20 protein-coding genes and 1 pseudogene are annotated in these 25,546 nt (G+C 71.5%); 11 read left to right on the top strand and 10 right to left on the bottom strand.

The genetic code is table 11. From position 1 onward, the window contains the following. Nucleotides 1-11: 11 nt before the first annotated feature. The 5 genes and pseudogenes from CLV67_RS10380 to CLV67_RS10360 form a co-directional block, all read right to left on the bottom strand. Nucleotides 12-371 (bottom strand): SSI family serine proteinase inhibitor, encoded by a 360-nt coding sequence (locus CLV67_RS10380; protein ID WP_106316959.1) that lies wholly within the window; start codon nucleotides 369-371, stop codon nucleotides 12-14. Nucleotides 372-425: 54 nt separating this feature from the next. Then, complete coding sequence (locus tag CLV67_RS10375; RefSeq protein ID WP_106316958.1) at nucleotides 426-3,743, bottom strand: error-prone DNA polymerase; 3,318 nt, start codon at nucleotides 3,741-3,743, stop codon at nucleotides 426-428. Nucleotides 3,744-3,767: 24 nt separating this feature from the next. After that, a complete protein-coding gene (locus CLV67_RS10370) occupies nucleotides 3,768-5,471 on the bottom strand; it encodes a DNA polymerase Y family protein (RefSeq protein ID WP_106316957.1) in 1,704 nt (567 codons plus the stop codon). 487 nt (nucleotides 5,472-5,958) lie between these two features. Next, a pseudogene (locus CLV67_RS54710) lies at nucleotides 5,959-6,412 on the bottom strand (hypothetical protein); the annotation flags it as partial. Nucleotides 6,413-8,006: 1,594 nt separating this feature from the next. Further along, nucleotides 8,007-8,459 carry an SAV_6107 family HEPN domain-containing protein gene (locus CLV67_RS10360; RefSeq protein ID WP_106316956.1) on the bottom strand — a complete coding sequence of 151 codons (453 nt, stop codon included), beginning with the start codon at nucleotides 8,457-8,459 and terminating at the stop codon, nucleotides 8,007-8,009. A gap of 715 nt (nucleotides 8,460-9,174) precedes the next feature. On the opposite strand from CLV67_RS10360, the gene CLV67_RS10355 reads away from it, so the two are divergent. Then, a complete protein-coding gene (locus CLV67_RS10355; protein WP_106316955.1) occupies nucleotides 9,175-9,624 on the top strand; it encodes a DUF4396 domain-containing protein in 450 nt (149 codons plus the stop codon). 49 nt (nucleotides 9,625-9,673) lie between these two features. On the opposite strand, the gene CLV67_RS10350 is transcribed toward CLV67_RS10355, so the two are convergent. Continuing rightward, nucleotides 9,674-10,108, bottom strand: coding sequence for a DUF305 domain-containing protein (locus CLV67_RS10350; protein WP_239166278.1), 435 nt, complete (start codon nucleotides 10,106-10,108; stop codon nucleotides 9,674-9,676). A gap of 1,603 nt (nucleotides 10,109-11,711) precedes the next feature. Between CLV67_RS10350 and CLV67_RS10340 the strand changes: the two genes are divergently transcribed. From CLV67_RS10340 to CLV67_RS10310, 7 genes are all read left to right on the top strand, one after another. Further along, complete coding sequence (locus CLV67_RS10340; RefSeq protein WP_106316953.1) at nucleotides 11,712-12,530, top strand: SDR family NAD(P)-dependent oxidoreductase; 819 nt, start codon at nucleotides 11,712-11,714, stop codon at nucleotides 12,528-12,530. A 146-nt stretch (nucleotides 12,531-12,676) separates the two neighbouring features. Further along, nucleotides 12,677-13,150 carry a YbaK/EbsC family protein gene (locus tag CLV67_RS10335; RefSeq protein WP_106316952.1) on the top strand — a complete coding sequence of 158 codons (474 nt, stop codon included), beginning with the start codon at nucleotides 12,677-12,679 and terminating at the stop codon, nucleotides 13,148-13,150. 26 nt (nucleotides 13,151-13,176) lie between these two features. Further along, complete coding sequence (locus CLV67_RS10330) at nucleotides 13,177-13,863, top strand: monooxygenase (protein WP_106316951.1); 687 nt, start codon at nucleotides 13,177-13,179, stop codon at nucleotides 13,861-13,863. Further along, complete coding sequence (locus CLV67_RS10325; RefSeq protein ID WP_106316950.1) at nucleotides 13,860-14,438, top strand: GNAT family N-acetyltransferase; 579 nt, start codon at nucleotides 13,860-13,862, stop codon at nucleotides 14,436-14,438. The genes CLV67_RS10330 and CLV67_RS10325 overlap by 4 nt, the downstream gene beginning before the upstream one ends. 4 nt (nucleotides 14,439-14,442) lie before the next feature. Continuing rightward, nucleotides 14,443-15,228 (top strand): carotenoid biosynthesis protein, encoded by a 786-nt coding sequence (locus CLV67_RS10320; RefSeq protein WP_239166277.1) that lies wholly within the window; start codon nucleotides 14,443-14,445, stop codon nucleotides 15,226-15,228. Beyond that, on the top strand, nucleotides 15,225-16,307 hold the full coding sequence (locus CLV67_RS10315; protein ID WP_106316948.1) for a glycosyltransferase family 2 protein: 1,083 nt from the start codon (nucleotides 15,225-15,227) through the stop codon (nucleotides 16,305-16,307). Before CLV67_RS10320 ends, CLV67_RS10315 begins: the two co-directional genes overlap by 4 nt. Nucleotides 16,308-16,367: 60 nt before the next feature. Further along, nucleotides 16,368-17,801, top strand: coding sequence for a phytoene desaturase family protein (locus CLV67_RS10310; RefSeq protein WP_106316947.1), 1,434 nt, complete (start codon nucleotides 16,368-16,370; stop codon nucleotides 17,799-17,801). A gap of 9 nt (nucleotides 17,802-17,810) precedes the next feature. Here the strand turns inward: CLV67_RS10310 and CLV67_RS10305 are convergent, their stop codons facing one another. The 3 genes from CLV67_RS10305 to CLV67_RS10295 form a co-directional block, all read right to left on the bottom strand. After that, nucleotides 17,811-19,523, bottom strand: coding sequence for a substrate-binding domain-containing protein (locus CLV67_RS10305; protein WP_106316946.1), 1,713 nt, complete (start codon nucleotides 19,521-19,523; stop codon nucleotides 17,811-17,813). Nucleotides 19,524-19,618: 95 nt separating this feature from the next. Next, entirely contained in the window at nucleotides 19,619-20,377 is a 759-nt protein-coding gene (locus CLV67_RS10300) for a class I SAM-dependent methyltransferase (RefSeq protein WP_106316945.1), read from the bottom strand. Nucleotides 20,378-20,410: 33 nt separating this feature from the next. Further along, nucleotides 20,411-21,319: a LysR family transcriptional regulator gene (locus tag CLV67_RS10295; RefSeq protein ID WP_106316944.1), complete on the bottom strand. Its 909-nt coding sequence runs from the start codon at nucleotides 21,317-21,319 to the stop codon at nucleotides 20,411-20,413. 164 nt (nucleotides 21,320-21,483) lie between these two features. On the opposite strand from CLV67_RS10295, the gene CLV67_RS10290 reads away from it, so the two are divergent. From CLV67_RS10290 to CLV67_RS10280, 3 genes are read left to right on the top strand one after another with little or no spacing between them, the layout of a single operon-like run. Beyond that, nucleotides 21,484-22,131, top strand: a complete 648-nt coding sequence (locus tag CLV67_RS10290) for a succinate dehydrogenase cytochrome b subunit (RefSeq protein ID WP_275414901.1) — start codon at nucleotides 21,484-21,486, stop codon at nucleotides 22,129-22,131. Between the two features lie 2 nt (nucleotides 22,132-22,133). After that, nucleotides 22,134-24,083 carry a fumarate reductase/succinate dehydrogenase flavoprotein subunit gene (locus tag CLV67_RS10285; RefSeq protein WP_106316942.1) on the top strand — a complete coding sequence of 650 codons (1,950 nt, stop codon included), beginning with the start codon at nucleotides 22,134-22,136 and terminating at the stop codon, nucleotides 24,081-24,083. After that, complete coding sequence (locus CLV67_RS10280; protein WP_106316941.1) at nucleotides 24,083-24,826, top strand: succinate dehydrogenase/fumarate reductase iron-sulfur subunit; 744 nt, start codon at nucleotides 24,083-24,085, stop codon at nucleotides 24,824-24,826. The genes CLV67_RS10285 and CLV67_RS10280 overlap by 1 nt, the downstream gene beginning before the upstream one ends. 106 nt (nucleotides 24,827-24,932) lie before the next feature. Here CLV67_RS10280 and CLV67_RS10275 read toward each other — a convergent pair whose 3' ends face one another. Then, nucleotides 24,933-25,514 carry a TetR/AcrR family transcriptional regulator gene (locus CLV67_RS10275; protein ID WP_239166282.1) on the bottom strand — a complete coding sequence of 194 codons (582 nt, stop codon included), beginning with the start codon at nucleotides 25,512-25,514 and terminating at the stop codon, nucleotides 24,933-24,935. Nucleotides 25,515-25,546 lie beyond the last annotated feature (32 nt).

Genomic DNA, 25,546 nt, shown 5'->3' with positions numbered 1-25,546 from the left:
GCGGCACCTATCTAAAAGTCGAAGAGGACACCGGTGGCGCGGTTCATCTCGCAGCTGTTGCCGTACGTCTGCTGCCACCGCACCGTCCGGCCCTGCCACGTTCCCTTGATCCGCGCGGTGACCGGCTGGTAGAGCAGGATGCAGAGCGAGTCGCCGCCCTTGAGCTTGGACGGGTTGCCGTCGGCGCCGCGCAGGGTGGCGCAGGCCTGAATCGCCTTCGGATGGCCGCCGCCGGTCGGATCGCAGGTCAGCTTCGCCTGTTTGTCCTGATAGGTGAACGTGAGGCTGGCGCCGCTCCCGGCGTGTGCCGGCCCGGGCTGGCCGGTGAGCACGGCGAGCGCCGCGGCGAGACCGATCATCGTTCGGATCATGATGCACCCCCCGGATGACTTTCGCAGTGCATCATACGCCGCTATAGGTGCGAATCACCGGAAATCGCGCGAGGTCGACGCGACCGGCGGCGACACCGCGTCGAGCCGGTCCGCGATCAGGTTGAGCACCCCCTCCACCTTCTCCAGGCGGCCGCGCACCAGCAGCGCCGTACTCGTGCGGGCCACCCGCCGGTAGCGCAGCCACAACCCCGGCGAGCAGGTCACGTTCAGCATCCCGGTCTCGTCCTCCAGGTTCACGAACGTCACCCCGCCCGCGGTCGCCGGCCGCTGCCGGTGCGTGACGATCCCGCCGACCCGCACCCGGGTGCCGCCCTCCACCTCGGCCAGTGCCGCGATCGGCAGCGCACCGGCCCGCGCCAGTTCGTCGCGCAGGAACCGCGCCGGATGTGTCTCCGGCGACAACCCGGTCGCCCACACGTCCGCGACCAGCACGTCCACATCGCTCATGCCGGGCAGGGTCGGCGCCTCGACGCCGGTCACCGTCCCCGGAAGGCGGTCCGGCTTGTCCTGGGCGGCCGCTCCCGCGGCCCACAACGCCTCCCGGCGTGACAACCCGAAACCCGCGAAGGCGTCGGCGGTGGCGAGGGCCTCCAGATGGCCGGCGGAGCATCCGGTACGCCGCGCGAGATCCGTCATCGACCGGTAGGGGCCATGGGCTCGCCGTTCCTGCTCGATCCGCTCGGCGAGTTCGGCGCCGATCGTACGGACGCGGGAGAGGCCCTGCCGGACAGCCGGACCACCGAGCCCCCACGCGTGCGGAGGCTCCCCCGGCCCGTTCCTGGCCTGGCTCCCCGGCGTGCTCTCCAGCGTCGCCGCCGCGTCACTGAGGTTGATGTCCGGCCGCCGCACCTCGACGCCGTGCCGGCGCGCGTCGTCGACCAGCGTCTGCGGCGAGTAGAAGCCCATCGGCTGCGCGTTGAGCAGGGCCGCGCAGAACGCCGCCGGGTGATACCGCTTCAGCCAGGCGCTCGCGTAGACGAGATAGGCGAAGCTCATGGCGTGGCTCTCCGGGAAGCCGTAGCTGGCGAACGCCGACAACTTCACGAAAAGGTCGTCGGCGAGCGCACCGCTGATCCCGTTCGCGGCCATTCCCTCGTACAGCCGCGTCTTGATCCTCTGCATTTTCTCTATCGATCTCTTGGCGCCCATCGCACGCCGCAGCTGATCCGCCTCGGCCGGGTCGAAGCCGGCGACATCGATCGCGAGCTGCATCAACTGCTCCTGGAAGAGCGGCACCCCGAGCGTCTTGGCCAGGGCGTTCCTCATCAGCGGATGCGGCACGTCCGGTTTCTCGAGACCATTCTTTCTTCTGATGTACGGGTGAACCGAGCCGCCCTGGATCGGGCCGGGCCGGATCAGCGCCACCTCGATGACCAGGTCATAGAACTCACCCGGCTTGAGGCGGGGCAGCGTCGCCATCTGCGCTCGGCTTTCCACCTGGAACACCCCGACCGAGTCGGCCCGGCACAGCATCGCGTAGACCTCGGGATCGTCGAGCGGCATCGTGCCGATGTCGAGCGTGTCCTCGATCATGTCGTACGCGTAGTGCAGCGCCGACAGCATGCCGAGCCCGAGCAGGTCGAACTTGACCAGGTCGACGGCGGCGCAGTCGTCCTTGTCCCACTGCAGGACCGTGCGGCCCGGCATCCGGCCCCACTCCACCGGGCAGACCTCGATGATCGGGCGGTCGCAGATGACCATGCCGCCGGAGTGGATGCCCAGATGGCGGGGGAAGTTCTGGACCTCGTTGGCGAAGTCCACCACGTGTTGCGGAATGTCGCTGTCGGCGGAGGCAACGTCGCCCCAGCGGTCGATCTGCTTGCTCCACGCGTCCTGCTGGCCCGGGGAGAACCCGAACGCCCGCGCCATGTCCCGCACCGCCGACCGGGGACGGTAGGAGATCACGTTCGCGACCTGGGCGGTGTGCTCCCGGCCGTACTTGCCGTAGACGTGCTGGATGACCTCCTCGCGCCGGTCCGACTCGATGTCGACGTCGATGTCCGGCGGGCCGTCGCGTTCCGGGGTGAGGAACCGTTCGAAGAGCAGCCGGTGCTTCACCGCGTCGACGTTGGTGATCCGCAACGCGTAACAGACCGCCGAATTGGCCGCCGAACCACGGCCCTGGCAGTAGATGTCGCTGTCCCGGCAGAACCGGACGATGTCGTACACGACCAGGAAGTAGCCGGGGAAGCCCAGCTCCTCGATCATGCGGAGCTCGTATTCCAGCTGTTCATAGGCCTTCGGCTGGTCCCGGTAACGCTCCCCCGCGCCCCGCATGGTCAGCTCGCGCAGCCAGCTCATCTCGGTGTGCCCCGGTGGAACCGGGTAGTCCGGCAGCCTCGGCGCGACCAGATTCAGGTCGAAGGCCAGGTCACCTCCGTACATGGCGGCGTTCTCCACGGCACCCGGATAGGCGGCGAAGCGGCGGGCCATCTCGTCACCGCTGCGCAGGTGGGCGGTGCCGGCCGCGGGCAGCCAGCCGTCCATCTCGTCCAGGCTGCGCCGGGCCCGGACCGCGGACAGGGCGGTCGCCAGACGGCGGCGCGACGGAACCGCGTAGTGCACGTTGCCGGTGGCCACCACCTCCAGCCGGCGGCTGCGGGCCAGCTCCGACAGGGCGTCATTGCGGTCGTCGTCGTAGGGGTCGCCGTGATCGGTGAGCTCGACGGCCACATTCGGGGCGCCGAAATTCGAGATCAGACGATCCAGCTCGTACGCCGCGCGCTGCACCCCTCCGGTGGCCAGTGCCAGCGGGACCGTGCCCTTGCGGCAGCCGGTCAGCACCAGGACGTGGTCGCACAGCAGCTCGGCCACCTGCTCCAGGCTGCCGTAGACGGGACGGCCCTTCTCCCCGCCCCGCAGCTGCGCCTCGGAGATCACCCGGGCCAGCCGGGCGTACCCCTCGTGACCGTGCGCGAGTGCCAGCAGGTGCGGGCCCTCCGGGTCGGGCTCGCCGCTGCGCGGGCGGGTCAGGCCCAGCGACAGCTCGGCGCCGAAGATCGTGGGCAGTTTCAGCTCCCGGGCCGCCTGGGAGAACCGGACCACCCCGTAGAGGCCGTCATGATCGGTGACCGCCAGGCCGGTCAGACCCAGCCGCGCCGCCTCCTCGGCCAGCTCGTCCGGATGGCTGGCCCCGTCGAGGAAGCTGAAGTTGGTGTGGCAGTGCAGTTCGGCGTACCTGGTCCGGCTCTCCGCCCGGATCAGGTTCGGCGCCGCGCGGTACGGCTCCCGCTTGCGCGACCACGCCGGCGAGTCGCCGCCGTCGCCGTCCACCGCGAGCGGGTCCACCACCCGGCCGGAGAGTGCCCCCTCCAGCCGTGACCAGGGAACATCCGGATTGTTGAACCCCATCACGTACCCCCTCGGTCATGCCGGTCAGTCATAGAACGCCTCCACCAGCCAGTGGCCGCCGGTCAGGGAGAGCAGCAGGGCCCGCCCGTCCGCCAGCAGCATCTGGAACCGGGCCCGGCGGCGTGCCTCACCCGGCGCCCACCAGCGCTCGTCCACCGGCCACGGCCCGGCCCAGCCGGTGATCGCCACCGGCTCGCGGCGGTCGATCCGCAAGAAGGCCGGTGTTCCGGTCATCTCCAGCCGGGCGGTCACCCCCACCGGGGCGCCGGACCCGTCGAACACCGCGGCCGGCAGTGGATGGGCCGGCACCACGGCCGGCGACGGCTTCGGCAGCCGCCCCGGCCAGGGTGGCAGCGGAGCCGGCCGGGCCGTCCGCCGCCGTTTCCGGGCCGGGCTCACCCGGATCATCGTGAAACCCTCCCGGTCACCGCTCGTGACCTGCGCGTTCATTCCCGGCAGCAGCAGCGGGACCGTCTCCGTCCCGGGAATCGGCTCCACGCGCTCCGCGGACGGCCGCTCCGGCTCCCGCTCGTCACCCCACGGCACCAGGCGTACCTGATCGTCCGCCGACCGCCCGCCACCGAGCACCGGCGTCAGCACCGCCTCCGGCCCGAGCAGGCCCTGCACCCGGCTGAACGCCCGATGCGCCCGTTCCCGGCCGTCCCCGGCCTCGCCCCACAACCCGGCCTGCAGACCCGAATGGGCCAGCACCCCGTCCGGTACCAGGCGCAACCGCACCAGCCCCGCCGTCGGCTGCGTCATCCGCCCGCGCCGCGCCCCGGTCAGCCAGCCGTCCAGCTGCCACCGCACCCGCTCGGCGATCGCCGCGGAGTTCAGCATCCCGTCGTGCCGCCACACCCGGAACAGTTCCTGCCCGTCCGCGGTCACCGCCTCGATCCCGAGCCGGGTGCACGCCAGCCCGTGCGCCGCGAGCCGCTCATGCAGCCGCTCGGCCAGCACCCGTCCGGCGAAGGCGGCCACGTCCACCCGGTCCAGAACCTCGTCATAGGTCTCCTCCACCGCCAGGTCCGGCGGCGGCTTGCGCACCGCGAGCGGCCGGCTGTCCCCGCCACGGGCCAGCCGGTGCGCCAGCGCCCCCTCGAACCCGAACCTGGTCAGCACGTCCCCCGGAGGCAGGGCGGCGAAGTCGCCGAGGGTCACCACACCGAGACGCTTCAGCAGATCCGTCAGAACAGGTTCTTCAAGAGCCTCTATCGGTACGGACGACAGGAACCCCCGGCTCTGCCCGGCCTCCACGACCCGCCCGGTGCGGGCGGCGATCCCGGCGGCGAACACTCCGTCCGCGATCCCGATCTGGCACTCCACCGCACAGGCCAGCGCCACCTGCTCGACGATCCGCTCCGCCGCGACCTCCTCGCCGCCGAAGTACCGGGCCGGTCCCCGCACCGCGGCCGCACACACGCCCGGCCGGAGCACCTCGACCCCCGCCACGACCTCCTCGACCGCCGCCACCACCGGCTCGAAGGCGCGGGCGTCCCTCCCCGGATCGTGCTCGACCACCACCAGATGCGGACAGCGCCCCTGCGCCTCCCGCCGCCGCAGCCCCCGCCGCACCCCTTCCCGCCGGGCCGCGTCCGAACACGCCAGAACCCGGTTCCCGAAGAACACCGCGACAGGCTCCGAGGCCATCACCCCCGCCACGATCTCCGCCGCGACGACCGGCCAGTCCGGACACCAGACCAGCAACGTACGGACCGCCGCCTCCATCACGCCTCCCACCCGTTCCGCGGCGGGCAGGCGCCCGATGTCGTGCCCGTGCCCGTGCCCATGGCCGTGACCGTGCCCGTGGTCTGCTCGCCCTGGCCCGCCCCTCTCCGGGCCGAGGACCCGCCGACACTCCGCAGCGGCCCGGGCTCCCCCACCCCGTCGTCCTCGAGACCCGCAGGCGGCGGCGCGGCAGGCCCCTCACCGGGACGCGCATGCGGCAGCGCGGCAAGGCCGTCGGGTCGCACCTCATCGCGACCCTCATGCGGCAGCCCGGCAAGACCCTCAGGCCGCACCTCATCAGGACCCTCATGCGGCAGCCCGGCAAGACCCTCAGGCCGCACCTCATCAGGACCCTCATGCGGCAGCCCGGCAAGACCCTCAGGCCGCACCTCATCAGGACCCTCATGCGGCAGCCCGGCAAGGCCCTCAGGCCGCACCTCATCGGGACGTGGTGGGGCTGCGGGAATGCCGATGGAACGGGTCGAGACCCCGGGCATCCACATGGTGACCTGCCGGGGGCGGGCGGCGGCACCACGTCCCTGAGCGAGAACGGTGACCTCCCGCCGGCGCAGCCGCCCCCGTCCGTCACCGAGCCCTTCCCACCGGCCGTCACCGACCCGCAGGGTCACGTCAGCCCCGGCCCAGTCCCCGAACGGCACGAGCAGACTCCCCCGCTGCCGCGCCCGAGCCGCCAGCCGGCTGATGATCGAGGACGACACCGGCCCGGGAACCGCCGCGACCACGATGTCCACCCCGTCGATCAGGGCGGCGACCACGGTGGGCCAGTCCGGCCCCGGCGCCGGAACGAGCGCGAGCCGCTCCAGCACGATCCCGCTCTCAGCAGCCGCAAGCGTCCCCAGAGCCGGCATCCCGACCACAGCACACCAGGCCCCACCCCGCGACGCGGCGGCGAGCAGCGCCAGCAGAAGCGACGTACTTCCCCCCGCCGCCGTCCCCGCCCCGGCGGCCAGGCCGGAAGCAGCAGCCACGCTCAGACCACCGGCTCTCCCCGAACGAGCCGCCGCCCTCGAACCAGCTATGCCGGACTCCGCCACGCTCCCCGAACCGGCAGCTACGCCAGGCTCCGCCGCCCTCCCACCGCCAGCGGCCGTCCTCGGACCGGCAGCTGCACCAGGCCCCACCACGGGTCCCGGACCAGCGGCCGTCCCCGGACCAGCGGCCGTCCCCGGACCAGCGGCCATCTCCGGACCAGCGGCCATCCCCCGGGCCGGCTGACGCCCACCGGCCGACGGAAGGAAGCCCACCGGTTGTTGTGAGGCAATCGGCAGTTGCGAACCAGCAGGCAGGTGAGAGCTGGACGGGAAATGAGAGCTGGACGACCGGCCGGATCCGCTCGAGACGGCACTCGAGACGGCAACGGTTCCGCCGCGGCGCAAACCGCCTCCCGGCAGCAGCCCGCTCAGCTCGGCAGCCACCGGCAGTATCCGGTCCACGCCCGATTCATCGGTTCCGGTAGCCGTCCGGACCAGTCCCGCGAGGGCGTTCGCACCACTGATCATGCGCCCTGCCACGTCATGCCCCGCTCTGTTGCTCCCCGTCACGCACCACCGAACGGCAACCCCCGTCACGCGGTCAGACTCCTGCCGGCACCACCACACAACCGGCCCACCGGTGACGAACCGATACGAGCCGGCCGCCGTGCTGATGCCCGAGCCCGGCCCACCGTCGACGCCGTCCAGTCCCCCTGCCGATCCGGCACTTCCGAACCGACCAGGTCACCCGAACCACCACCGCCGTGAGCACCGCCCACACCGCACGGCTACCGCAAACCCACCCCTCCCGACCGGGCAAATCCCCGTCTCAGAGCACGTCCCGACCCGCATGGCCCAACCCCGGTCCCCGCCAGACCCAAGCCCGGCAAACTCCTGAGCCCGCCAAGCCCGCCCAGCCCGCCCAGCCCGCCCAGCCGTGCCGGCCCTGCGGCTGGCCGGAGCCCGAACCCGGCAAGGCCCCGAGGCCCGAGCCCGGCAAGGCCCGGGCCCTGCACCGAACCCACGAGGCCAAGCCCCGAAGGAAGCGCAACCCTGCGAGACGGAAAGCACCGAATCGGGAAAGACCGCCCGTCAAAGGACCCGAACGCCATCTCAATGAAGGGCTCGAGGACCCGTGAGAAGCCGAGACCGGTCAGCACTCTCCCAAATCAGGAGAACGATCCACCCGAAGCCGGCAAAAGGCCCACGCCCTAACCGCCGGGACCACTCGGAGACGGACGCACGACCGGAGAATCGGGCCCACGCACTCCCCGCGAAGACAAGCGGACGACCAGAACCCCGGGTCCGGCCGCCCCACCCGAGGGCGGACACACGACTGGAACACGGGCACCACCGGCAGACAGCCGCGAGACCGGAACACCGGCACCACTGGTAGGCGGCCGCGCGACCGGAACACCGGCACCACCCGCTGGTGGGCCGCCAACCGGAACACCGGGTCCGCGCGAGGACAACCGGACGACCAGAACACCGGGCCCGCCCACCCCGCGCGAGGATGGGTGGACGACCGGGATGCCGGGGCCGCTCATGCGGCCAGCGGTGGCTGGTAGGACAGGCCGAGGGACGACTCCACCACGGTCACGAACTGTTCGGCCGCGCGGAGCAGGTCGTCGGCCTCGCGGGCGGTCACCACGTGTGGGATGCCGGCCTCCGCGGCCGCGCGCTTGCTGGCTCCGAGGGCGAAATAGCCGGCCCAGTCACTGAACTCCGGCGCCACCAGAACCAGCAGTGACCACGCGCTGGTCGCTTTCGCCCGGCGGTTCGAAGTGGATGGCCGGGCCCGGGCGGCGAGCAGAGCCGCGGCCGCGCGCAGAGCGGCGAGGTGTGCCGTCGCGTATCGCAGGCCGTCGGGTGAGGTGTTCGCCGCCTCGGTCAGGCCCTGCCGGGCGATCGACAGCAGCTGAGAGGGAGTCCGGTGGGGCAGCATGTGCGCCGGAACCGTGGGCGCCTCCGCCCGTGAGCCGCCGACTGCCTGCATCGGGACACGAGCAGGACCACCGCCGGGAACGGAACCGCGATCGGGACCGCCGGCCTGGGCCGGAACAGGAACCGGACCGGTGGTAGAGGCCGGGACGCGTGCAGGGCCGGCGGCAGCCGCCGTGAGGCCCGGGGCCGTGGTGCTCGCCATCGTCGTTTCTCCTCGCTTGTTCCGCATCCGACGTTGGTGGGTCGAACCGATCGCTGCGGAGGAAGACGCAGCATGCCGCACCGGCAAGGCCGGAACCGGGGCTCCAACGGGCGGCCGGAGCCCCGGTGGACGACCCGCGGGGGTCGCCCGACGGCAAGCCGGCCAGGTGCGAAGCTTCCCCACACCACACCCGGCCGGCACCGCCGGCGGGTCCGTCGCCCGCCACCGGGGGTCGGGGGCAGCGAGCGACGGCCTGCCTTGAACGAGGCCCGGACCCGCGAATGCCCGGACCACGCGTGCGGCACTTCGCGGGCGCCGCACCCGGGAAGCGAGCCGCGAAACACGCTCCCGGAGCCGAACGAACACCTTTCGAACATCCGTTCTAACTACCGCAGAGACTAACACCCCCCTACGACAAAACCGCAACCTTCGACGCGCCGCGCCACCACCTTTTTCGAACGGATGATCGACGACACACGTCACAGTCCACCGATCAGCCAAACCCTTCCGGCAGATACCCCCGGGGGGTATGTTGGCCGCAGACAGGATCGAAGGGAGGCACCCCATGACCGGAAACACGCCGTGGCGGACGGCCGTTCAGGCGACACTGCACTGCCTCACCGGCTGCGCCATCGGTGAGGTGCTCGGCATGGTGATCGGCACCGCGCTGGGCTGGTCCGCCGGTCCCACCGTGGTGCTCGCGGTCGCGCTGGCGTTCGTCTTCGGTTACGCGCTGACCATGCGCCCGCTGCGGCGGTCGGGCATCGACTTCCGTACCGCGTTGAAGCTCGCCCTGGCCGCCGACACCGTGTCGATCACCGTCATGGAGATCATCGACAACGCGGTGATGCTGGCCGTGCCGGGCGCCATGGAGGCCGGCCTGACCAACTGGGTGTTCTGGGCCTCGCTCGCCTTCGCCCTGGCGGTGGCATTCGTGCTGACCGTGCCGGTGAACCGCTGGCTGATCAGCCGGGGCAGGGGGCACGCGGTGATGCACCGGCACCACGCCCACTGAGTGACGTGCGGGCGGCCGGGTGATGCCCGGCCGCCCGCGTCGCCGACGGTTACCGCATCGCCTGCATCACGGCGATCTCCGCCCGCTGATCGGCGACGATCTTCGAGGCGAGGGCCTTGGCCTCGGGGTCGACGCCGCCGTCGATCTCACCCTGGGCCATCGTGATCGCACCCGCGTGGTGGTCGATCATCATGGTCAGGAACAGCTCGTCGAACGCCGGCCCGCTGGAGGCGGCCAGTTTCGCCATCTGCTCCTCGGACATCATGCCCGGCATCGTGGCGTGCTCAGCACCGTGACCAGCGGTTTCCGGGGCAGGTTGCCCCCACTCGGCGAGAAAGCCAGTCATCGTGGCAATCTCCGGCCCCTGCGCCGCCGAGATCTTGGCGGCCAGCTCCTTGACCTCCGTGCCGGCACGCTCGGGCGCCAGTGTGGACATCTCTACCGCCTGCTGGTGATGCACCACCATGTGCTGCGCGAACGCCACGTCGGTCTCGTTGAAGACAGCCCCGGAGGCGGCGGGCGAGACGGGCGTGGAGCCGGTCCCGGAGGAGTGCCCGGAGCCGTGGCCACCACCGCAGCCCGAGGCGGCAAAGGTAAGGATCAGAGCGCCGCCCACCAGGGCACGACGCGACATCGTTCGGATCATCAAGATCAAAATCTCTCTGGGTGTACGGAAAAAGCGGGCGAAAGCCTCCCGCTATAAACGCAGCACCGACACGGAGGCGAGCCGCAACCCGACACCGAACGCCCGCCGCGAGGCTCGCGACGCCCGGTCGCCGACGCACGCTCCGCGAGCCCCCGCGCACGCACCGTTCCGCCCGCGCACCCGAAGCAGCAGAAGCCACCCCGGCATCAGTACCGCGGTCAGCCCGGCGAGCACCGCCAGGCAGACGTTCCACATGCCCCCGTCATGCCCACCGGACCCACCACCACCCGCCCCCGGACACCCGTGCCCACCACAGGAGCCCTCCCCCGAAGGACCACCCGAGACCGCACCGCCCCGAACCTCCCCCACCACGCCAGACAGCCCACCTGAGGGCCATCCGGCATGCACGTGCCCCGCCACATCAGACAGCCCACCCGGGTCCCGTCCGGCATCCACGTGCCCCGCCACGCCAGACAGCCCACCCGGGTCCCGTCCGGCATGCGCATCCCCCGCCACGCCAGACAGCTCACCCGGGTCCCGTCCGGCATGCACATCCCCCGCCACGCCAGACGGCCCACCGAAGGCCGGCCCAGCATGCAGTTCGCGCGCCACTTCAGGCAGGCCGCCCGGGGCCCGCCAGGCATGCACATCCCCCGCCACGCCACGCAGGCCGCCGGAGGGCCGCCCGGCATACGCATCCCTCGTCCCGCCGGGCAGGCCGCCGGAGGGCCGCCCGGCATGCGGGTCCTCCGCCGCACCCGGGAGATGCGCGGAGCGGGCCGCGTGCAGAACCGACGAGAGCGATCCGTGCCCGAGCGTGTGCATCGAGGCGAGACCGATCACGGTGCAGGCAAGCAGCAGCCACCAGGCCGCCCGGCGCGACACCGCACCACCCACCTTGATCCACACACCCGCCACCGTACCCACACCACCCCGCCCGACCCACTCGCCGCAGCCCATCCCCGCCCTCACCCCTCACCCCTCACCCCTCACCCCTCAGCCGATCTTGTGAACTTGCGCCGCCAGCTCAACCCAAAGCCCACAAGATCTGCCACGGGACCGGTGACCCCCGCCGATCTTGTGAACTTGCGCCGTCACAGCAGCCCGAAAGCCACAAGATCGACAAGCGGCAAGATCGCGGGCGACAAACGGCGGGCAACAAGGACGGCGGCGACGAGCGGCGGGCAGCGAACAGCAGACGGCAGGCGGCAGACGGCACGCGATGAACGGCAGGCGACGGGCAGCAAGGGCGGCGGACGGCAACGACGGGCGACGGGCGGCAGGCGGCGGACGGCAGGCAGCGAACGGCAGGCGGCGGACGGCAGGCAGCGAACGGCAGGCGACGGGCGGCAGGCAGCGAACGGCAGGCGGCGGACGGCAGGCGGCGGGCGGGGCGGTCAGAAAGGGGGTGGGCGGGGACGATCGTGAATACGATGAGGGCATGGCGACGGTCGTGGTTACCGGAGGTAGTTCGGGTGTGGGGCTGGCTGCCGCTGAGCAGTTCGCCGCCCGTGGGGACGATGTGGTCCTGGTCGGGCGGGATCCCGGGCGGCTCGCGGCAGCGGCGGCCGCGGTGAGGGTGGCCGGTGGCGGGCGTGAGCCGGTGGCCTTCCGCGCCGACTTCGAGCGGCTCGACGACGTTCGTACGCTGGCCGGGGAACTTCTTGCCGCCTGCCCGCGGATCGATGTGCTGGCGAACAACGCCGGTGGCATGGCCGAAGGTTTCCGGCGGACCGTGGACGGGTTCGAGGCGACGATGCAGAGCAACCATCTGGCGCCGTTCCTGCTCACGAGCCTGTTGCGGGAGCGGCTGAGCGGCTCCCGCGTGGTGAACACCGCCTCCCGCGCGCACCACCGGGGACGCCCCGACCCGGGTGCGCTGGCCGGGGATCCGGAACGGTTCAACGCGTGGCAGGCGTATGGGGCGGGCAAGTCGGCGAACATCCTGTTCGCCGCGGAGGCGGCCCGCCGGTGGCCGGATGTGTTCAGCGTGTCCTTCCACCCGGGTGTGGTGCGGACGAACTTCGGCGCCGACAGGGTGACCCGGTTCTTCTACCGGTTCGCGCCGTTCCTGGTGACCCCGGAGAAGGCCGGCGCGCTGCTGGTCTGGCTGAGCACCGCGCCGGAGGCCGAGCTGGTGAACGGCGGCTACTACGTCGGGCACCGGCTGACCGGCACGGCCGCTCACGCCGCCGACCCGGAACTCGCCGCCCGGCTGTGGGAGGCCAGCGCGGCGGCGACACGGCCCGCGGCGGAGTAGGACACGGCCCGCGGCGGCGACACGGCCCGCCGCGGAGTAGGACACGGCCGGCAGCGGCGACACGGCCCGCCGCGGAGTAAGACACGGCCCGCGGCGGCGACACAGCCCGCGGCGGAGTAGGACACGGCCGGCAGCAGAATGAGCGGATGCACAACCATCCGAATGTGATCGCGGTACGGGACGCGCTGACGGCGGCCGGCTCGGACGCCGCCGAGATCGTCATCCTCGACGAGGCCGTGCACACCGCGCCCGCCGCGGCCGCCGCCCTGAACATCGAGGTCGGCCAGATCGCCAACTCGCTGATCTTCGACGCGGACGGCGAGCCGCTGCTGGTGCTGACGTCGGGCGCGCACCGGGTCGACACGGTGAAGGTGGCCGCCGCCCTGGGTGTGACGAAACTGCGCCGGGCCACACCGGAGTTCGTGCGACTGCACACCGGCCAGGCGATCGGCGGGGTCGCTCCGCTGGGGCATCCGAAGCCGGTGCGAACCCTGGTGGACGTGGATCTGGAGAAGTTCCCGGTGGTGTGGGCGGCCGCCGGCGTACCCCAGTCGATCTTCCCCATCACGTATGCCGAGCTGGTCCGCGTCACGGCCGGAACCCCGGCGGAGGTGGCGTGAGAGCCGCTGAGCGGTAACGTGGCGCGATGTCCGACGATCAGGTCAGCCTGCATGTCTGGCGGGTTCCGCGCCGCGCCGTCGGCTCCGCCATGCTGCGGATGGCCTTCGCGCGCCGGCATCTGTCAGCGGTCAGGTTCGGCAAATTCATGGGTACGGGCACCGGCTCCACCTTCGGCCCCGGTGACACGGATCTGACCCGCTGGGCCGCGATCACGGTGAGCGACGAGCCGGTTCGGTTCCCGGTGTGGGACGCGATCGCCGAGCGGCAGGCCCGGGTCGATCTGGAGCCGCTGGTGAGCCGGGGTTCGTGGTCGGGTCACAGCCCGTTCCGCCCGACCGGCGGCAAGACGGACGGCATGGTGGTGGCGCTGACCAGAGCCCGGCTGCGTCCGACGCGGGCGCTGCGGTTCTGGCGGGCGATCGGGCCGGTGGCCCGGGAGGTCGCGGACGCGCCGGGGCTGCTGGCCCGGTTCGGGGTGGGTGAGGCGCCGATCGGCTGGCAGGGGACGGTCAGCGTGTGGCGGAGCACGGCGGATCTGACCACGTTCGCGTACCGTCAGCCGGAGCATCGCGCGGTGATCGCCCGCACGCCCGCCGACGGCTGGTACGCGGAGGAGCTGTTCGCCCGTTTCGCAGTGCGCGAGATCGTCGGGGACCGGACGGTGCTGGGCTGGATCAACGAGATGGCCGACGAGGAGCTGACGGAGCGATGAGGCTCGTAGCGTGGCAACCGGACGATCTGCTGCGCCGGCTCGACGACGTGGTGGCCGTCTACGGCGAGGCGATGGGCTACCGCAAGGAGCTGTTGCAGACGCGCCGCGGCTACATCGGCTCACACGTGCGGCGGCCGGGGTTCCGGGCGGTGGCGACGCTGACCGCGGAGGGCAGGCTGGCCGGCTTCGGGTACGGCTACACGTCCGCGGCCGGTCAGTGGTGGCACGACCAGGTGCGGTCGGCGCTGGACGAGCCGTCCCGCGGATACTGGCTGAGCAGCTGTTTCGAGGTCGTCGAGCTGCACGTGCGCCCGGTGGCGCAGGGTCACGGGGTGGGTGCGCGGCAGTTGCGGGCGCTGCTGGCGATGGCCGACGGCGAGCGGGTACTGCTGTCCACTCCGGAGGCTGACGAGCTCCAGTCCCGGGCCTGGCGGCTGTACCGGCGTTTCGGGTTCACCGATGTGCTGCGCAACTTCATGTTCCCGGGTGACGAACGGGCGTTCGCGATCCTGGGCCGGGAGCTTCCGCTGGCGGAGCGGCCGGCCGAGGGTGCTCCGGGAATGGTCGGCGGCTGACTCCTTGCGCGCGGTTCCCTGGTTTCTGCTGGGCGGGCTGGTTCTCGCCCAGATCTGTTATCCGCTGACCGAGGGCGGGGTACGGGCCGGTCTCACCGTGGCGACGGTGCTGATCGGGGTGGTGCTGTCGGTGTCGCACGCGCTGCTGCGCCGGGGTCCGCGTGCGGCGGTCGCGCTGGTGGGCACGGCGATGCTGGGCGGGTTCGCGGTGGAGGCGGTCGGTGTGGCGACCGGTTTCCCGTTCGGCACCTACGACTATTCGGGTCAGCTGGGGCCGAAACTGCTGGGCGTACCGCTGATCATTCCGCTGGCGTGGACCTGGATGGCGTGGCCGGCCTGGCTGGCAGCGGGGCGGGTGACCCGGAGCCGGCCGGTGCGGATCGCGGTGGCGGCCGCCGGGCTGGCCGCGTGGGATCTGTTCCTCGATCCGCAGATGGTCGCGGAGGGGTATTGGCGCTGGCACGATCCGGTTCCGGCGCTGCCGGGGGTGCCGGGGATCCCGATCGGCAACTATCTGGGCTGGCTGGGTTTCGCGGTCGTGCTGATGACGGCGTTGTCAGCGGCGGCCGGGCGGGTCGCGTCGGCTCCGGCGGACTCGGACGCACCGATGCTGGCGCTCTGGCTGTGGACGTACTTCTCCTCGGTGCTCGCGCACGCCGTCTTCCTGAACCTGCCGGGCTCGGCGGTATGGGGCGGGGTCCTGATGGGCGTCGCGGTCCTGCCGCTGGTGTGGCGGCTCCGGGCGGCAGCCTCCGCCCCCGCAGAGCACGCCACGGAGAACAGTCCATGAGCGGCTGGCTCGTCCTGATCCCGCTGGTGCTGCTCACGGGGCACACCGTGGTGAACGCGCTGCTGTTGCGCCGGCCGCGCCGGGGCGCCTCGGCGACCGAGCGGGTGGCGGTGCTGCTGCCGCTGCGTGACGAGGCGGGCCGGGTCACGCCGTGCCTGGAGTCGCTGCTGGCCCAGCGTGGTGTCCCGGATCTGCGGATCCACGTCCTCGACGACGGGTCTGCCGACGACACCGCGGCCGTGGTCCGGGCGGTCGCGGCCGGTGACCCGCGGGTGCGGCTGCTGACCGGCGGCCCGCTGCCGGACGGCTGGCTCGGCAAACCGAATGCCTGCCGGCAGCTCGCCGACGACGCCGGGGACGCGGAGGTGCTGGTCTTCGTCGACGCGGACGTGGTGCTGGCGCCGGACGCGGTGGCCGGTGCGGTGACGCTGCTGCGGGAGAGCCGGGTGACACTGCTCTCGCCGTATCCGAAGATCGTCGGCTCAGGGCGTCTGGTGCAACCACTGCTGCAGTGGTCGTGGCTGACTTTTCTGCCGCTGCGAGGCATGGAACGCTCGCCGCGCCCGTCGCTGGCCGCCGCGGGAGGCCAGTGGCTGGTGGTGGACGCGGCCGGTTACCGGCGGGCCGGTGGGCACGCCGCGGTCCGCGACGACATCCTGGAGGACATCGGGCTGGCCCGCGCGGTCAAGCGGTCCGGCGGGCGGATCGCCCTCGCCGACGGTTCGCGCCTGGCGACCTGCCACATGTATTCGACCTGGCGGGAGCTGGCGGACGGCTACGGCAAATCCCTCTGGGCGTCGTTCGGGTCGGCGTCCGGCGCGGCCGCCGCCGTGGTCCTGCTTCTTCTGTTGTACGCCGTGCCGCCGCTGTTCCTGTTCGGTGCCCACCCGGCCGTGGCCGCCGCCGGATACCTGCTCGGGGTGGCCGGCCGCCTGGTCAGTGCCGCCGCCACCGGAGGCCGGATGTTCCCGGACGCGTTCGCGCACCCGGTCTCGGTCGTCCTGTTCGCCTGGCTGGTGGCCCGCTCGTTCCACCGGCGCCATCATGATCGGCTGTCATGGCGCGGCCGCCCCGTCTGAACCCGGCTGGACAGAATCGGCGCTTGTCGCCCGTACCGGAGGAAAGGTCTTGATCTTGCCGTGAGTGACATCGTGGTCGTCGGGGCGGGCGTGGGTGGGCTGGCCGCCGCCGTCCGCCTGGCCGCCGCCGGGCATCGGGTGACCGTGCACGAGCGCGCCGCGGAGGTGGGCGGGAAGCTGGCGGTGTACGAACGGGACGGCTACCGCTTCGACACCGGCCCGAGCCTGCTCACGTTGCCGCAGGTCTTCGACGAGCTGGAGCTGGGGTTGCGCCCGGAGCCGCTGGATCCGGTGGTGCGGCACGTCTTCCCGGACGGTGTGGTGCTCGACTCGTCGCCGGATCACGCGGTGTTCCTCGATCGGATCGGCGCCGCGCTCGGCCCGGAAGCGGCGGCGGACTGGGACCGCTTCTGGCGGCGGGCCGCGCGGATCTGGCACGCGTCCTGGGAGTCGGTGCTGCAGCGGCCGGTGTCGGTGGCGTCGCTGGCCCGGCTCTCGTGGCGGGTGGGTGATCTCGCGGCGATCGCGCCGGGCCGGTCGCTGCGCGGTCTGGGCCGCCGCTACCTGCGCGATCCGCGGCTGCGGATGCTGCTGGACCGCTATGCGACCTACACCGGCACCGATCCCCGGCGCGCACCGGCCGCGCTCGCGGCGATCCCCTACGCCGAACTGACTCACGGCGGCTGGTACCTGCCGGGTGGTCTGGGCACCCTCGCCGCGGCGCTTCGCGCGCGGTGCGATCTTCTGGGCGTACGGATGGAGCTCTCGTCCGAGGTCGAGTCGATCGAGGCCGATTCCGGGGTACGCGGGGTGCGGCTGGCGTCGGGCCGTTTCGTGCCGGCCGACGTGGTGGTGGCCAATGTGGACGCCGTCACCCTCTATCGCGACCTGCTGCCGAGCCCGGGCCGGCTGACCGGGCTCGCCGATCGCAGCCTGGGCGGGTTCGTGCTGCTGCTCGGGGTGCGCGGCGAGACCCCGGAGCTGGCGCATCACACGGTCTTCTTCCCGCGCCGCTACGACGCCGAGTTCGACGCGATCTTCCCCCGGCCCGGCCGCCGGGCCCGGCCGGTCGACGACCCGGCGGTGTTCGTCACCCGGGCCGCCGATCCGGCGGTGCGGCCGGACGGGCGGGAGGCGTGGTTCGTGCTGGTCAACACTCCACGCCACGGCACCGCGATGTCCGCTGTGGACTGGCGGCGGCCGGGGCTCGCGGACGCGTACGCCCGCCATGTCCTTGATGTTCTGGCCCGTCGCGGTCTGGACGTGCGCGACCGGCTGGAGTTCGCCGAGACCCGCACGCCGGCGGATCTGGCCGAGGCGACCGGCGCCCCGGGCGGGGCGATCTACGGCACCGCCGGTGGCCTGCTGCGACCCGGCAACCGCGGCCCGGTCGACGGGTTGTTCCTGGTCGGCGGATCGGTGCATCCGGGCGGAGGGCTGCCGATGGTGACCCTGTCCGCCCGGATCGTCGCCGATCAGATCGGTCCGGCCTGATCCGCTTCGTCAGGACGTGGACCGGGCCGCCAGGAAGGCCCTGGCCATCGCGGAGGCCAGGTCGGCGGGGTTGCGTGCCGCGATCGCCTGTCCGCCGGTGGCCTTCGCCATGTCCTGCAACGCCTTCATGTTGGCGTCCGGGCCGTAACCGACGGCGATGACCGGGACCGGCCGCCCCGGATCCGACGCCGCCCCGAGCCGCTGCAGGAACTGCTGGTTGGTCATCGCGAACTTGGTGCCGCCGTCGGCGCCGTCGGTGAGCACCACGACCACCGTCGAGCGGCCGGGCTGGACCTGCTTGCGCATGTCCGCGATGCCGTCGAGCACGGTCTGGTACAGCGGGGTGCCGGCGTTCTGCTGTGGACGGTATCCGGCGATCGCCGCGCCCAGAGCCTCGCGCCGGAGCTTGCCGCCGACCGCCGCGGTGATCGGCCCGAACGGCACCACCTCGGTGTGCGCGGTGTCGCTCGTCGCGCTGGAACCGAAGTACCACATCCCGATCGTGGTCTCCGGGTTGAACAGCTCGGCCGCGCTGGCCCCGGACTCGCGCAGCAGCGACGCCTTGGTGGCCGCGCCCGCGCCGATCTTCTCGTTCATCGAGCCCGAGTTGTCGATCAGCAGCAGCACCTGGAAAGCCACGGTCTGGAATCCCGCCCACTGCCGTGCGGTGCCGAGCAGCGCCTTGCCGGAGTCGGGCAGGCGGATGCCGCCGGCCGTCGGTTCGGTACGGAAACCGGCCTCCGCCAGGGCCTGCTTGCTGATCGCGGCGCGCAGCTGCTCGGCCAGCCGGGTCTTGACGCCCTTACGTACCGCGAACGGGTAGTCGGCCGAGATCTGCCCGTCGACCGGCACCGAGGACGTCAGGGGAATCCGGTAGCCGCCCTTCTGATAGGCGGTGACCTGCTGCTCGATCACCGGGAAGACGCCGACCGAGAAGGAGGCGTCGGCGGCGTCGGTCTGCCGGGACATCTCGGTGAGCAGGGCGGCAGGGTCGGCGGCCGCGTCGGTGAGCCGGCTGCGCAGGGTGAGGGCACGCAGCTGGGCGATACCCGGGTCCTTCGTGGTCAGTGCGGTCGCCGCGTGCACGCCGTGGACGCTGAGCAGGCCGGTCGTGGTGATCAGCGGGTCGGTCATGGTGACGACCGGCACCCGTTCCTCGGTCACCGCCTTGATCAGGCCGGTCCAGGACGTCTTGCCGTCCGACGAGAACTGGGGGGCGAGCGCCTGCGGCGCGCCCAGCACGATCGGTGACCAGGCGAGGGTGGCGCCGGACGTCTGGTAGACCTGCTTGGAGTCGGCCGCGATCCGCAGCCAGACGCTGGACGACGGCACCCACGCGTCCGGCTGTTCCTTGGCGGCGACGGTGACGCCGGGTTCCTCGGCCCGCACCACGATCGCCGAGCAGCGCTGGCCGACCGGCTTGAGGGACGCTGCGGCCGCGCTGATCACCGGCTCGATCTCGGGCGCCACGGCCACGGTCAGCTCGGGATCCGGGCAGGGGGTGACGCTGGGCTTCTCGGAGGACGCCGGGGCCGCGCTGGGCTGGGCGGCCGGCTCGCCGGTCCCGTTGCTCATCAGTCGCCACGCGACGCCACCCGCGACCAGCAGAACCGTGATGACCAGGGCCGCGGCGAGCAGGACGCGGCCGCGCGACTGAGGCTGGTCGTTCCATTCGCCGTGGTCGGGCGCGGGCAACTGCCTTGGCCACTCGTTGTCGGACATGCCACCTAGCCCCGTCGTTGAGGTCGGTACCGATGCCAGCCGGATAGTAGTCCGGCATTCATGTCCTGCAATGGTTCAGTAAGTAAAGCGGCACATCATGCAAGCATCCGCGGTTCGGCGAGCGCGATCACTATCAGTTCACCGTCCTCACTGAGGCCGGCGGGCTCCCTGCCCCACCCTCCATAGAGCTCCTCCACCCGGAAACCCGCAGTTCGCAGCGAGTCACGCAGAGTGTCCTCGTCCCGCAACCGGTGCGCGGCCGTACTGGTCAGCTCAAGACCATCCGGGAACAGATAGTGATGGACGACCGAGACCGTGCCCCGCTCCTTCTCCAGATCGCTCTCCGTCCAGGCCCGCACCACCGAACCGTCGGCGAGCACGACGGGCCGCTCGGTGGCCGCCCGGTTCCAGTCCTGCCACGGGCGGGCCGCCGGGTCGCGGGTGTTCAGGATCAACCGGCCGTCGGCGGTGAGGCTGTCGCGCAGCGCGTGCAGGGCCCCAGACCACTCGTCGTCGGTGACCATCAGTTCGGCCACATGCCCGGTCAGGAAGGCGGCATCGAACGCGCGGGGCGGCAGCGTCTCGAACGACCCCTCGATCCAGCGGACGCCGTCAGCGCCGGGCTTGCGCCGGGCGGCGTCGAGGACGGCCCGTGCCGGGTCGACGGCGGTCACCTCATGGCCGGCCACGGCCATGGCGATCGCCAGACGGCCGGTGCCGCAGCCCAGATCGAGGACACGGGGTGTCACGCGGTCGGCGAGGACCCGCATGAAGAAGTCGTCCTCCCAGCCCCAGAGGTGTTCAGCGTCGTAGACCTCGACCAGCCGGGGATCCCGGTACTCGCCATGCCACACACCCGGAGCCTAGACGCGCGCCCATACGCTTGACTACCCGATGTGGACGGTTGCCGCGCAGTGCTCGATCACCACTTCACGGAGCGCCGTCGCGGCGTGTGACATGACGGCTCCCCGGCGATGGGCCAGCGCGATCGTGCGCCGCATTCCGGGCGGCGCGAGCGGTGTGGCCCGCAGCAGCGGCCGGTTGGTCAGCACCATGCTCGGCACGAGCGCCACCCCCAGCCCCGCCTCGACGAAGGCCAGCACGGCGTCCATCTCGCCGCCCTCGACGGCGAACTTCGGCGTGAATCCGGCCCGTTCACAGGCCTGGAGGGTGACGTCGCGGATGTCGTAGCCGTCGCGGAACATCACCATCGGGGTGTGCCGCAGCTCCACCAGGTCGAGCTGGCGGGCCACGGTCGGTGGCGGCCCGGACGCGACCGAGGCGACCACGAGGCTCTCCCGCAGCAGCTCGGTGGTCTCCAGCGCCGGGTCCACACCGTGCTCGGGCTGCACGATCAGGGCCAGGTCGAGCGAGTGCGCGAGCAGGTCGGCGATCATGTCCTGGGAGCTGCCCTCGGTGACGTGCAGCGAGATGCCGGGATGCTCGGCGCGGTACGCCCGGAGCACGCCGGGCACCAGCGAGGAGCAGAGACTCGGGGTGGCGCCGAGGCGTACGTCCCCGCGCCGGAGGCCGATGATGTCGGCGACCGCGTCCTTGGCGGCGTCGGCGTCCGCGATCATGCGTTGCGCCAGCGGGAGCAGGGTTTCCCCGGCTACCGTGAGGGTCACGCCACCGCGGATGCGCTCGAAGAGCGGCGCGCCGAGTGACGTTTCGAGGGTGTGAATCTGCTTACTCAGCGTTGGTTGCGAGACGCCCAATTCGTCCGCCGCTTGGGTGAAATGTCGCGTCTCTGCCACCGCTACGAAGTACCGGAGTTGTTGCAGCTGCACCTTAATAGCCTACAGCTATGGAGATGGGCCCCAGCATGCATTAGACGAATGGCCAGAGTCTTTCTACCGTTCAGCTTGTGGCGGTAGACACTCCTATTCCGAAGACGACCAACGCGGCGGGTGCGACGGCACGCCCCACGCCGCGGAAGTCGGTCCGGCCTTCATCGGTCATCCTCAAACTGGTCATGGCGGCAAGCGGCGCGCTGCTGGTCCTGTTCCTCTTCGCGCACGCGGCGGGCAACCTCAAGATCTTCGTGGGCCTGCCGGACTTCGACCACTACGCGGAATGGTTGCGGGAGCTCGGCACGCCCCTGCTGCCGCACGCCTGGTTCCTCTGGATCCAGCGGGTCGGCCTGCTGGTCGCGATCGGCCTGCACATCTGGGCCGCGACCGCGCTGACCATCCGTGCCAAGAAGGCGCGCCCGGTCAAGTACGCGCACCGGCCGAAGGTCCAGGGCAGCTACGCCGCGCGCACCATGCGCTGGGGCGGCGTGATCATCGTGCTGTTCGTGATCTACCACATCCTCGACCTGACGACCGGTCACCTGAACCCCGAGGGCGGCGACTCCAACCCGTCGGCCCGTGTGGTCGCGGACTTCGCCCCCGAGCGCTGGTACGTGACGCTCTTCTACGTCGTCGCCGTGGTCGCCGTCGGCTTCCACCTGCGGCACGGCATCTGGAGCGCGTTCCGCACGCTGGGCCAGCAGACCACCAAGGGTGAGCGCCGGGCCCAGGCCATCGCGCTGACCCTGTCGGTGCTGCTGGTCGCGATGTACCTCTCGGTTCCCGTCGCGGTGCTGACCGGATTGGTGGGTTGATCATGACTGCTAACGACTTCTGGGCCGAGGGCGAACCCGTCTTCGACAAGGCCGCCCCGGACGGGCCGGTCGAGACCCGCTGGGAACGGCGCAAGTTCTCCGCCAAGCTGGTCAACCCGGCCAACCGCCGCAAGCTGACCGTCATCGTGGTGGGCACCGGCCTGGCCGGCGGCTCGGCCGCGGCGACCCTGGCCGAGGCCGGGTACCGGGTCAAGTCGTACTGCTACCAGGACAGCCCGCGCCGCGCGCACTCGATCGCCGCGCAGGGTGGCATCAACGCCGCGAAGAACTATCGCAACGACGGCGACTCCGTGTACCGGCTCTTCTACGACACGGTCAAGGGCGGCGACTTCCGCGCCCGCGAGTCGAACGTCTACCGGCTCGCCCAGGTCAGCGTGAACATCATCGACCAGTGCGTGGCCCAGGGCGTCCCGTTCGCCCGTGAGTACGGCGGCCTGCTCGACAACCGCTCGTTCGGCGGCACCCAGGTCTCCCGGACGTTCTACGCCCGGGGCCAGACGGGCCAGCAGCTGCTGCTCGGCGCGTACCAGGCCCTCGAGCGCCAGATCGGCCTCGGCAACGTCGAGATGAACGCCCGGCACGAGATGCTCGAGCTGATCATCGTCGACGGCAAGGCCCGCGGCATCGTGGTCCGCGACATGGTCACCGGCGAGATCACCACCGAGTTCGCCGACGCGGTCGTGCTGGCCTCCGGCGGGTACGGCAACGTGTTCTTCCTGTCGACGAACGCCAAGGGCTGCAACGTCACGGCCTCGTGGCGGGCGCACCGCAAGGGCGCGCTCTTCGCGAACCCCTGCTACACGCAGATCCACCCGACCTGCATCCCGGAGTCCGGCTCGCACCAGTCGAAGCTGACCCTGATGTCGGAGTCGCTGCGTAACGACGGCCGGGTCTGGGTGCCGAAGAACGCCGCGGACTGTCAGAAGCCGGCCGGGGAGATCGCCGAGGAGGACCGCGACTACTACCTGGAGCGGATCTACCCGTCGTTCGGCAACCTGGTGCCCCGTGACATCGCGTCGCGGGCCGCCAAGAACGTCTGCGACGAGGGCCGCGGTGTCGGTCCCGGCGGCCTCGGCGTCTACCTCGACTTCGCCGACGCGATCAACCGGCTGGGCCGCAAGGCCGTCGAGGCCAAGTACGGCAACCTCTTCGAGATGTACGAGCGGATCACGGGCGAGGACCCGTACGAGACGCCGATGCGCATCTACCCCGCCGTGCACTACACGATGGGCGGCCTCTGGGTCGACTACGACCTGCAGTCGACGGTCCCCGGCCTGTTCGTGGTGGGCGAGGCGAACTTCTCCGACCACGGCGCGAACCGGCTCGGCGCGTCCGCGCTGATGCAGGGCCTGGCCGACGGCTACTTCGTGCTGCCGAACACGATCAGCAACTACCTTGCGTCCGGGCCGTTCCCCGCGGTGAAGGCGACCGACGCTCCGGTCGTGGAAGCCCGCAAGCAGGTCGAGGACCGGATCGAGAAGTTCCTGTCGATCGACGGCGACCGCACCGTGGACTCGTTCCACCGCGAGCTCGGCCAGATCATGTGGGAGTACTGCGGCATGGAGCGGACCGAGGAGGGCCTCACCAAGGCCATCGGCCTGATCCGGGCGCTCAAGGAGGAGTTCTGGACCCGGGTGAAGGTGCCGGGCAAGGGCGAGGAGCTCAACCAGAACCTGGAGAAGGCCGGCCGGGTCGCCGACTTCATCGAGCTGGGCGAGCTCATGTGCATCGACGCGCTGCACCGGCGCGAGTCGTGCGGCGGCCACTTCCGGGCCGAGTCGCAGACCCCGGACGGTGAGGCGATGCGCCACGACGACGAGTTCAGCTACGCCGCGGCGTGGGAGTACTTCGGCGCCGACGGCAAGCCGGTCCTGCACAAGGAGGACCTCAACTTCGAGTACGTCCACCCGAGCACGCGGAGCTACAAGTAATGGACATCAAGGTCAGGGTGTGGCGTCAGGCCGGTCCGTCGACGGGCGGCAAGATGGTCACCTACGACGTGAAGGGCATCTCCCCCGACGCGTCGTTCCTCGAGATGATCGACGTCCTCAACGAGACGCTGATCCTCTCGGGTGACGACCCGATCGCGTTCGACCACGATTGCCGTGAGGGCATCTGCGGCGCGTGCAGCATGGTCATCAACGGTGTGGCGCACGGCCCCGAGAAGGCCACCACCACCTGCCAGCTGCACATGCGGAAGTTCTCCGACGGCGACGTGATCGATGTCGAGCCGTGGCGCGCCGCCGCCTTCCCGGTCATCAAGGACCTGGTCGTCGACCGCACCGCGTTCGACAAGATCATCCAGGCCGGCGGCTACATCACCGCCCCCACCGGCACCGCGCCGGACGCCCACGCCACGCCGGTGCCGAAGAAGGACGCGGACGCCGCGTTCGAGGCGGCCACCTGCATCGGCTGCGGCGCCTGCGTGGCGGCCTGCCCGAACGGCTCGTCGATGCTGTTCACCGCCGCGAAGATCGCGCATCTCGGCCTGATGCCCCAGGGCCAGCCCGAGCGTGACAGCCGCGTCATCGACATGCTGCAGGCGCAGGACGACGCAGGCTTCGGCGGCTGCACCAACGCCGGCGAGTGCACCACGGTCTGCCCCAAGGGCATCCCGCTGAGCCTCATCGGCCGCCTCAACAGCGACTACCGCAAGGCGATCACCAAGCGCTGATCGGTTTCAGTCTCCGCGGTGTCGGGCACAACGGTGTGCCCGATGCCCGGACAGCTTCGGATGCCCGGCACAACGGCGTGCCGGGCATCCGTTTTTCCGCCCGGCTTCAGCGGGCGGCGCCGCCCAGGCCCTGGTGCAGGAACGTCGTCACGCTCTCGATCATCTCGTGCTCGCCCACGGACGGGCCCGCGAACCAGCCGGCCGCCAGGGCCGAGAGCGTCGTGGTGAAGAACGACGCCGCGACCAGTGGGTCGGCCGGCAGGTCGAGGCCGGCGAGATGTCCGGCGATGTGGTGCAGGTCCGGTTCGAGCATCTCCCGGCTGCGCCGCGCGAACTCCTCATCGACGATCGCGGCCTGCTGCAGCGCCGACATGACCGCCCGGTGCCGGCCGTAGAAGCTCCAGAACACGGTGACGTGCCAGCGGACCGCCGCCCGGTCCCGGAAGTCGTCCGGGTGGCCGCTCAGCTCGGAGCTCGCGTCCGCCTCGGCCAGCAGGTCGGCGAGCAGCACCTCGAGCAGCCGCTCCTTGCTCGCGAAGTGCTTGTAGAACGACCCGGTCGCCCGCCCCGCCTCGGCCGTGATGTCGGTGATCTTGGTGTTGAGGTAGCCGGTCCGCTCGAACACACGGATCGCCGCCGCCTTCAGTTCCGCCTCGGTCTGCGCCGCCTGCTGCTTGCGCGTGCCCATCACCACTTGACGGAGGTTACCAGCGCCCTTAC

The organism is Actinoplanes italicus, from assembly GCF_003001815.1.
Lineage (GTDB): Bacteria > Actinomycetota > Actinomycetes > Mycobacteriales > Micromonosporaceae > Actinoplanes > Actinoplanes italicus.
This window is presented reverse-complemented; position numbering and strand designations above follow the sequence as displayed.

Coding starts and splice junctions, on each gene's coding strand:
- CLV67_RS10380 (WP_106316959.1), bottom strand. CDS start 371: ATGATCCGAACGATGATCGGTCTCGCCGCGGCGCTCGCCGTGCTCACC.
- CLV67_RS10375 (WP_106316958.1), bottom strand. CDS start 3,743: ATGGGGTTCAACAATCCGGATGTTCCCTGGTCACGGCTGGAGGGGGCA.
- CLV67_RS10370 (WP_106316957.1), bottom strand. CDS start 5,471: ATGGAGGCGGCGGTCCGTACGTTGCTGGTCTGGTGTCCGGACTGGCCG.
- CLV67_RS10360 (WP_106316956.1), bottom strand. CDS start 8,459: ATGCAGGCAGTCGGCGGCTCACGGGCGGAGGCGCCCACGGTTCCGGCG.
- CLV67_RS10355 (WP_106316955.1), top strand. CDS start 9,175: ATGACCGGAAACACGCCGTGGCGGACGGCCGTTCAGGCGACACTGCAC.
- CLV67_RS10340 (WP_106316953.1), top strand. CDS start 11,712: ATGGCGACGGTCGTGGTTACCGGAGGTAGTTCGGGTGTGGGGCTGGCT.
- CLV67_RS10335 (WP_106316952.1), top strand. CDS start 12,677: ATGCACAACCATCCGAATGTGATCGCGGTACGGGACGCGCTGACGGCG.
- CLV67_RS10330 (WP_106316951.1), top strand. CDS start 13,177: ATGTCCGACGATCAGGTCAGCCTGCATGTCTGGCGGGTTCCGCGCCGC.
- CLV67_RS10325 (WP_106316950.1), top strand. CDS start 13,860: ATGAGGCTCGTAGCGTGGCAACCGGACGATCTGCTGCGCCGGCTCGAC.
- CLV67_RS10315 (WP_106316948.1), top strand. CDS start 15,225: ATGAGCGGCTGGCTCGTCCTGATCCCGCTGGTGCTGCTCACGGGGCAC.
- CLV67_RS10305 (WP_106316946.1), bottom strand. CDS start 19,523: ATGTCCGACAACGAGTGGCCAAGGCAGTTGCCCGCGCCCGACCACGGC.
- CLV67_RS10285 (WP_106316942.1), top strand. CDS start 22,134: ATGACTGCTAACGACTTCTGGGCCGAGGGCGAACCCGTCTTCGACAAG.
- CLV67_RS10280 (WP_106316941.1), top strand. CDS start 24,083: ATGGACATCAAGGTCAGGGTGTGGCGTCAGGCCGGTCCGTCGACGGGC.
- CLV67_RS10275 (WP_239166282.1), bottom strand. CDS start 25,514: ATGGGCACGCGCAAGCAGCAGGCGGCGCAGACCGAGGCGGAACTGAAG.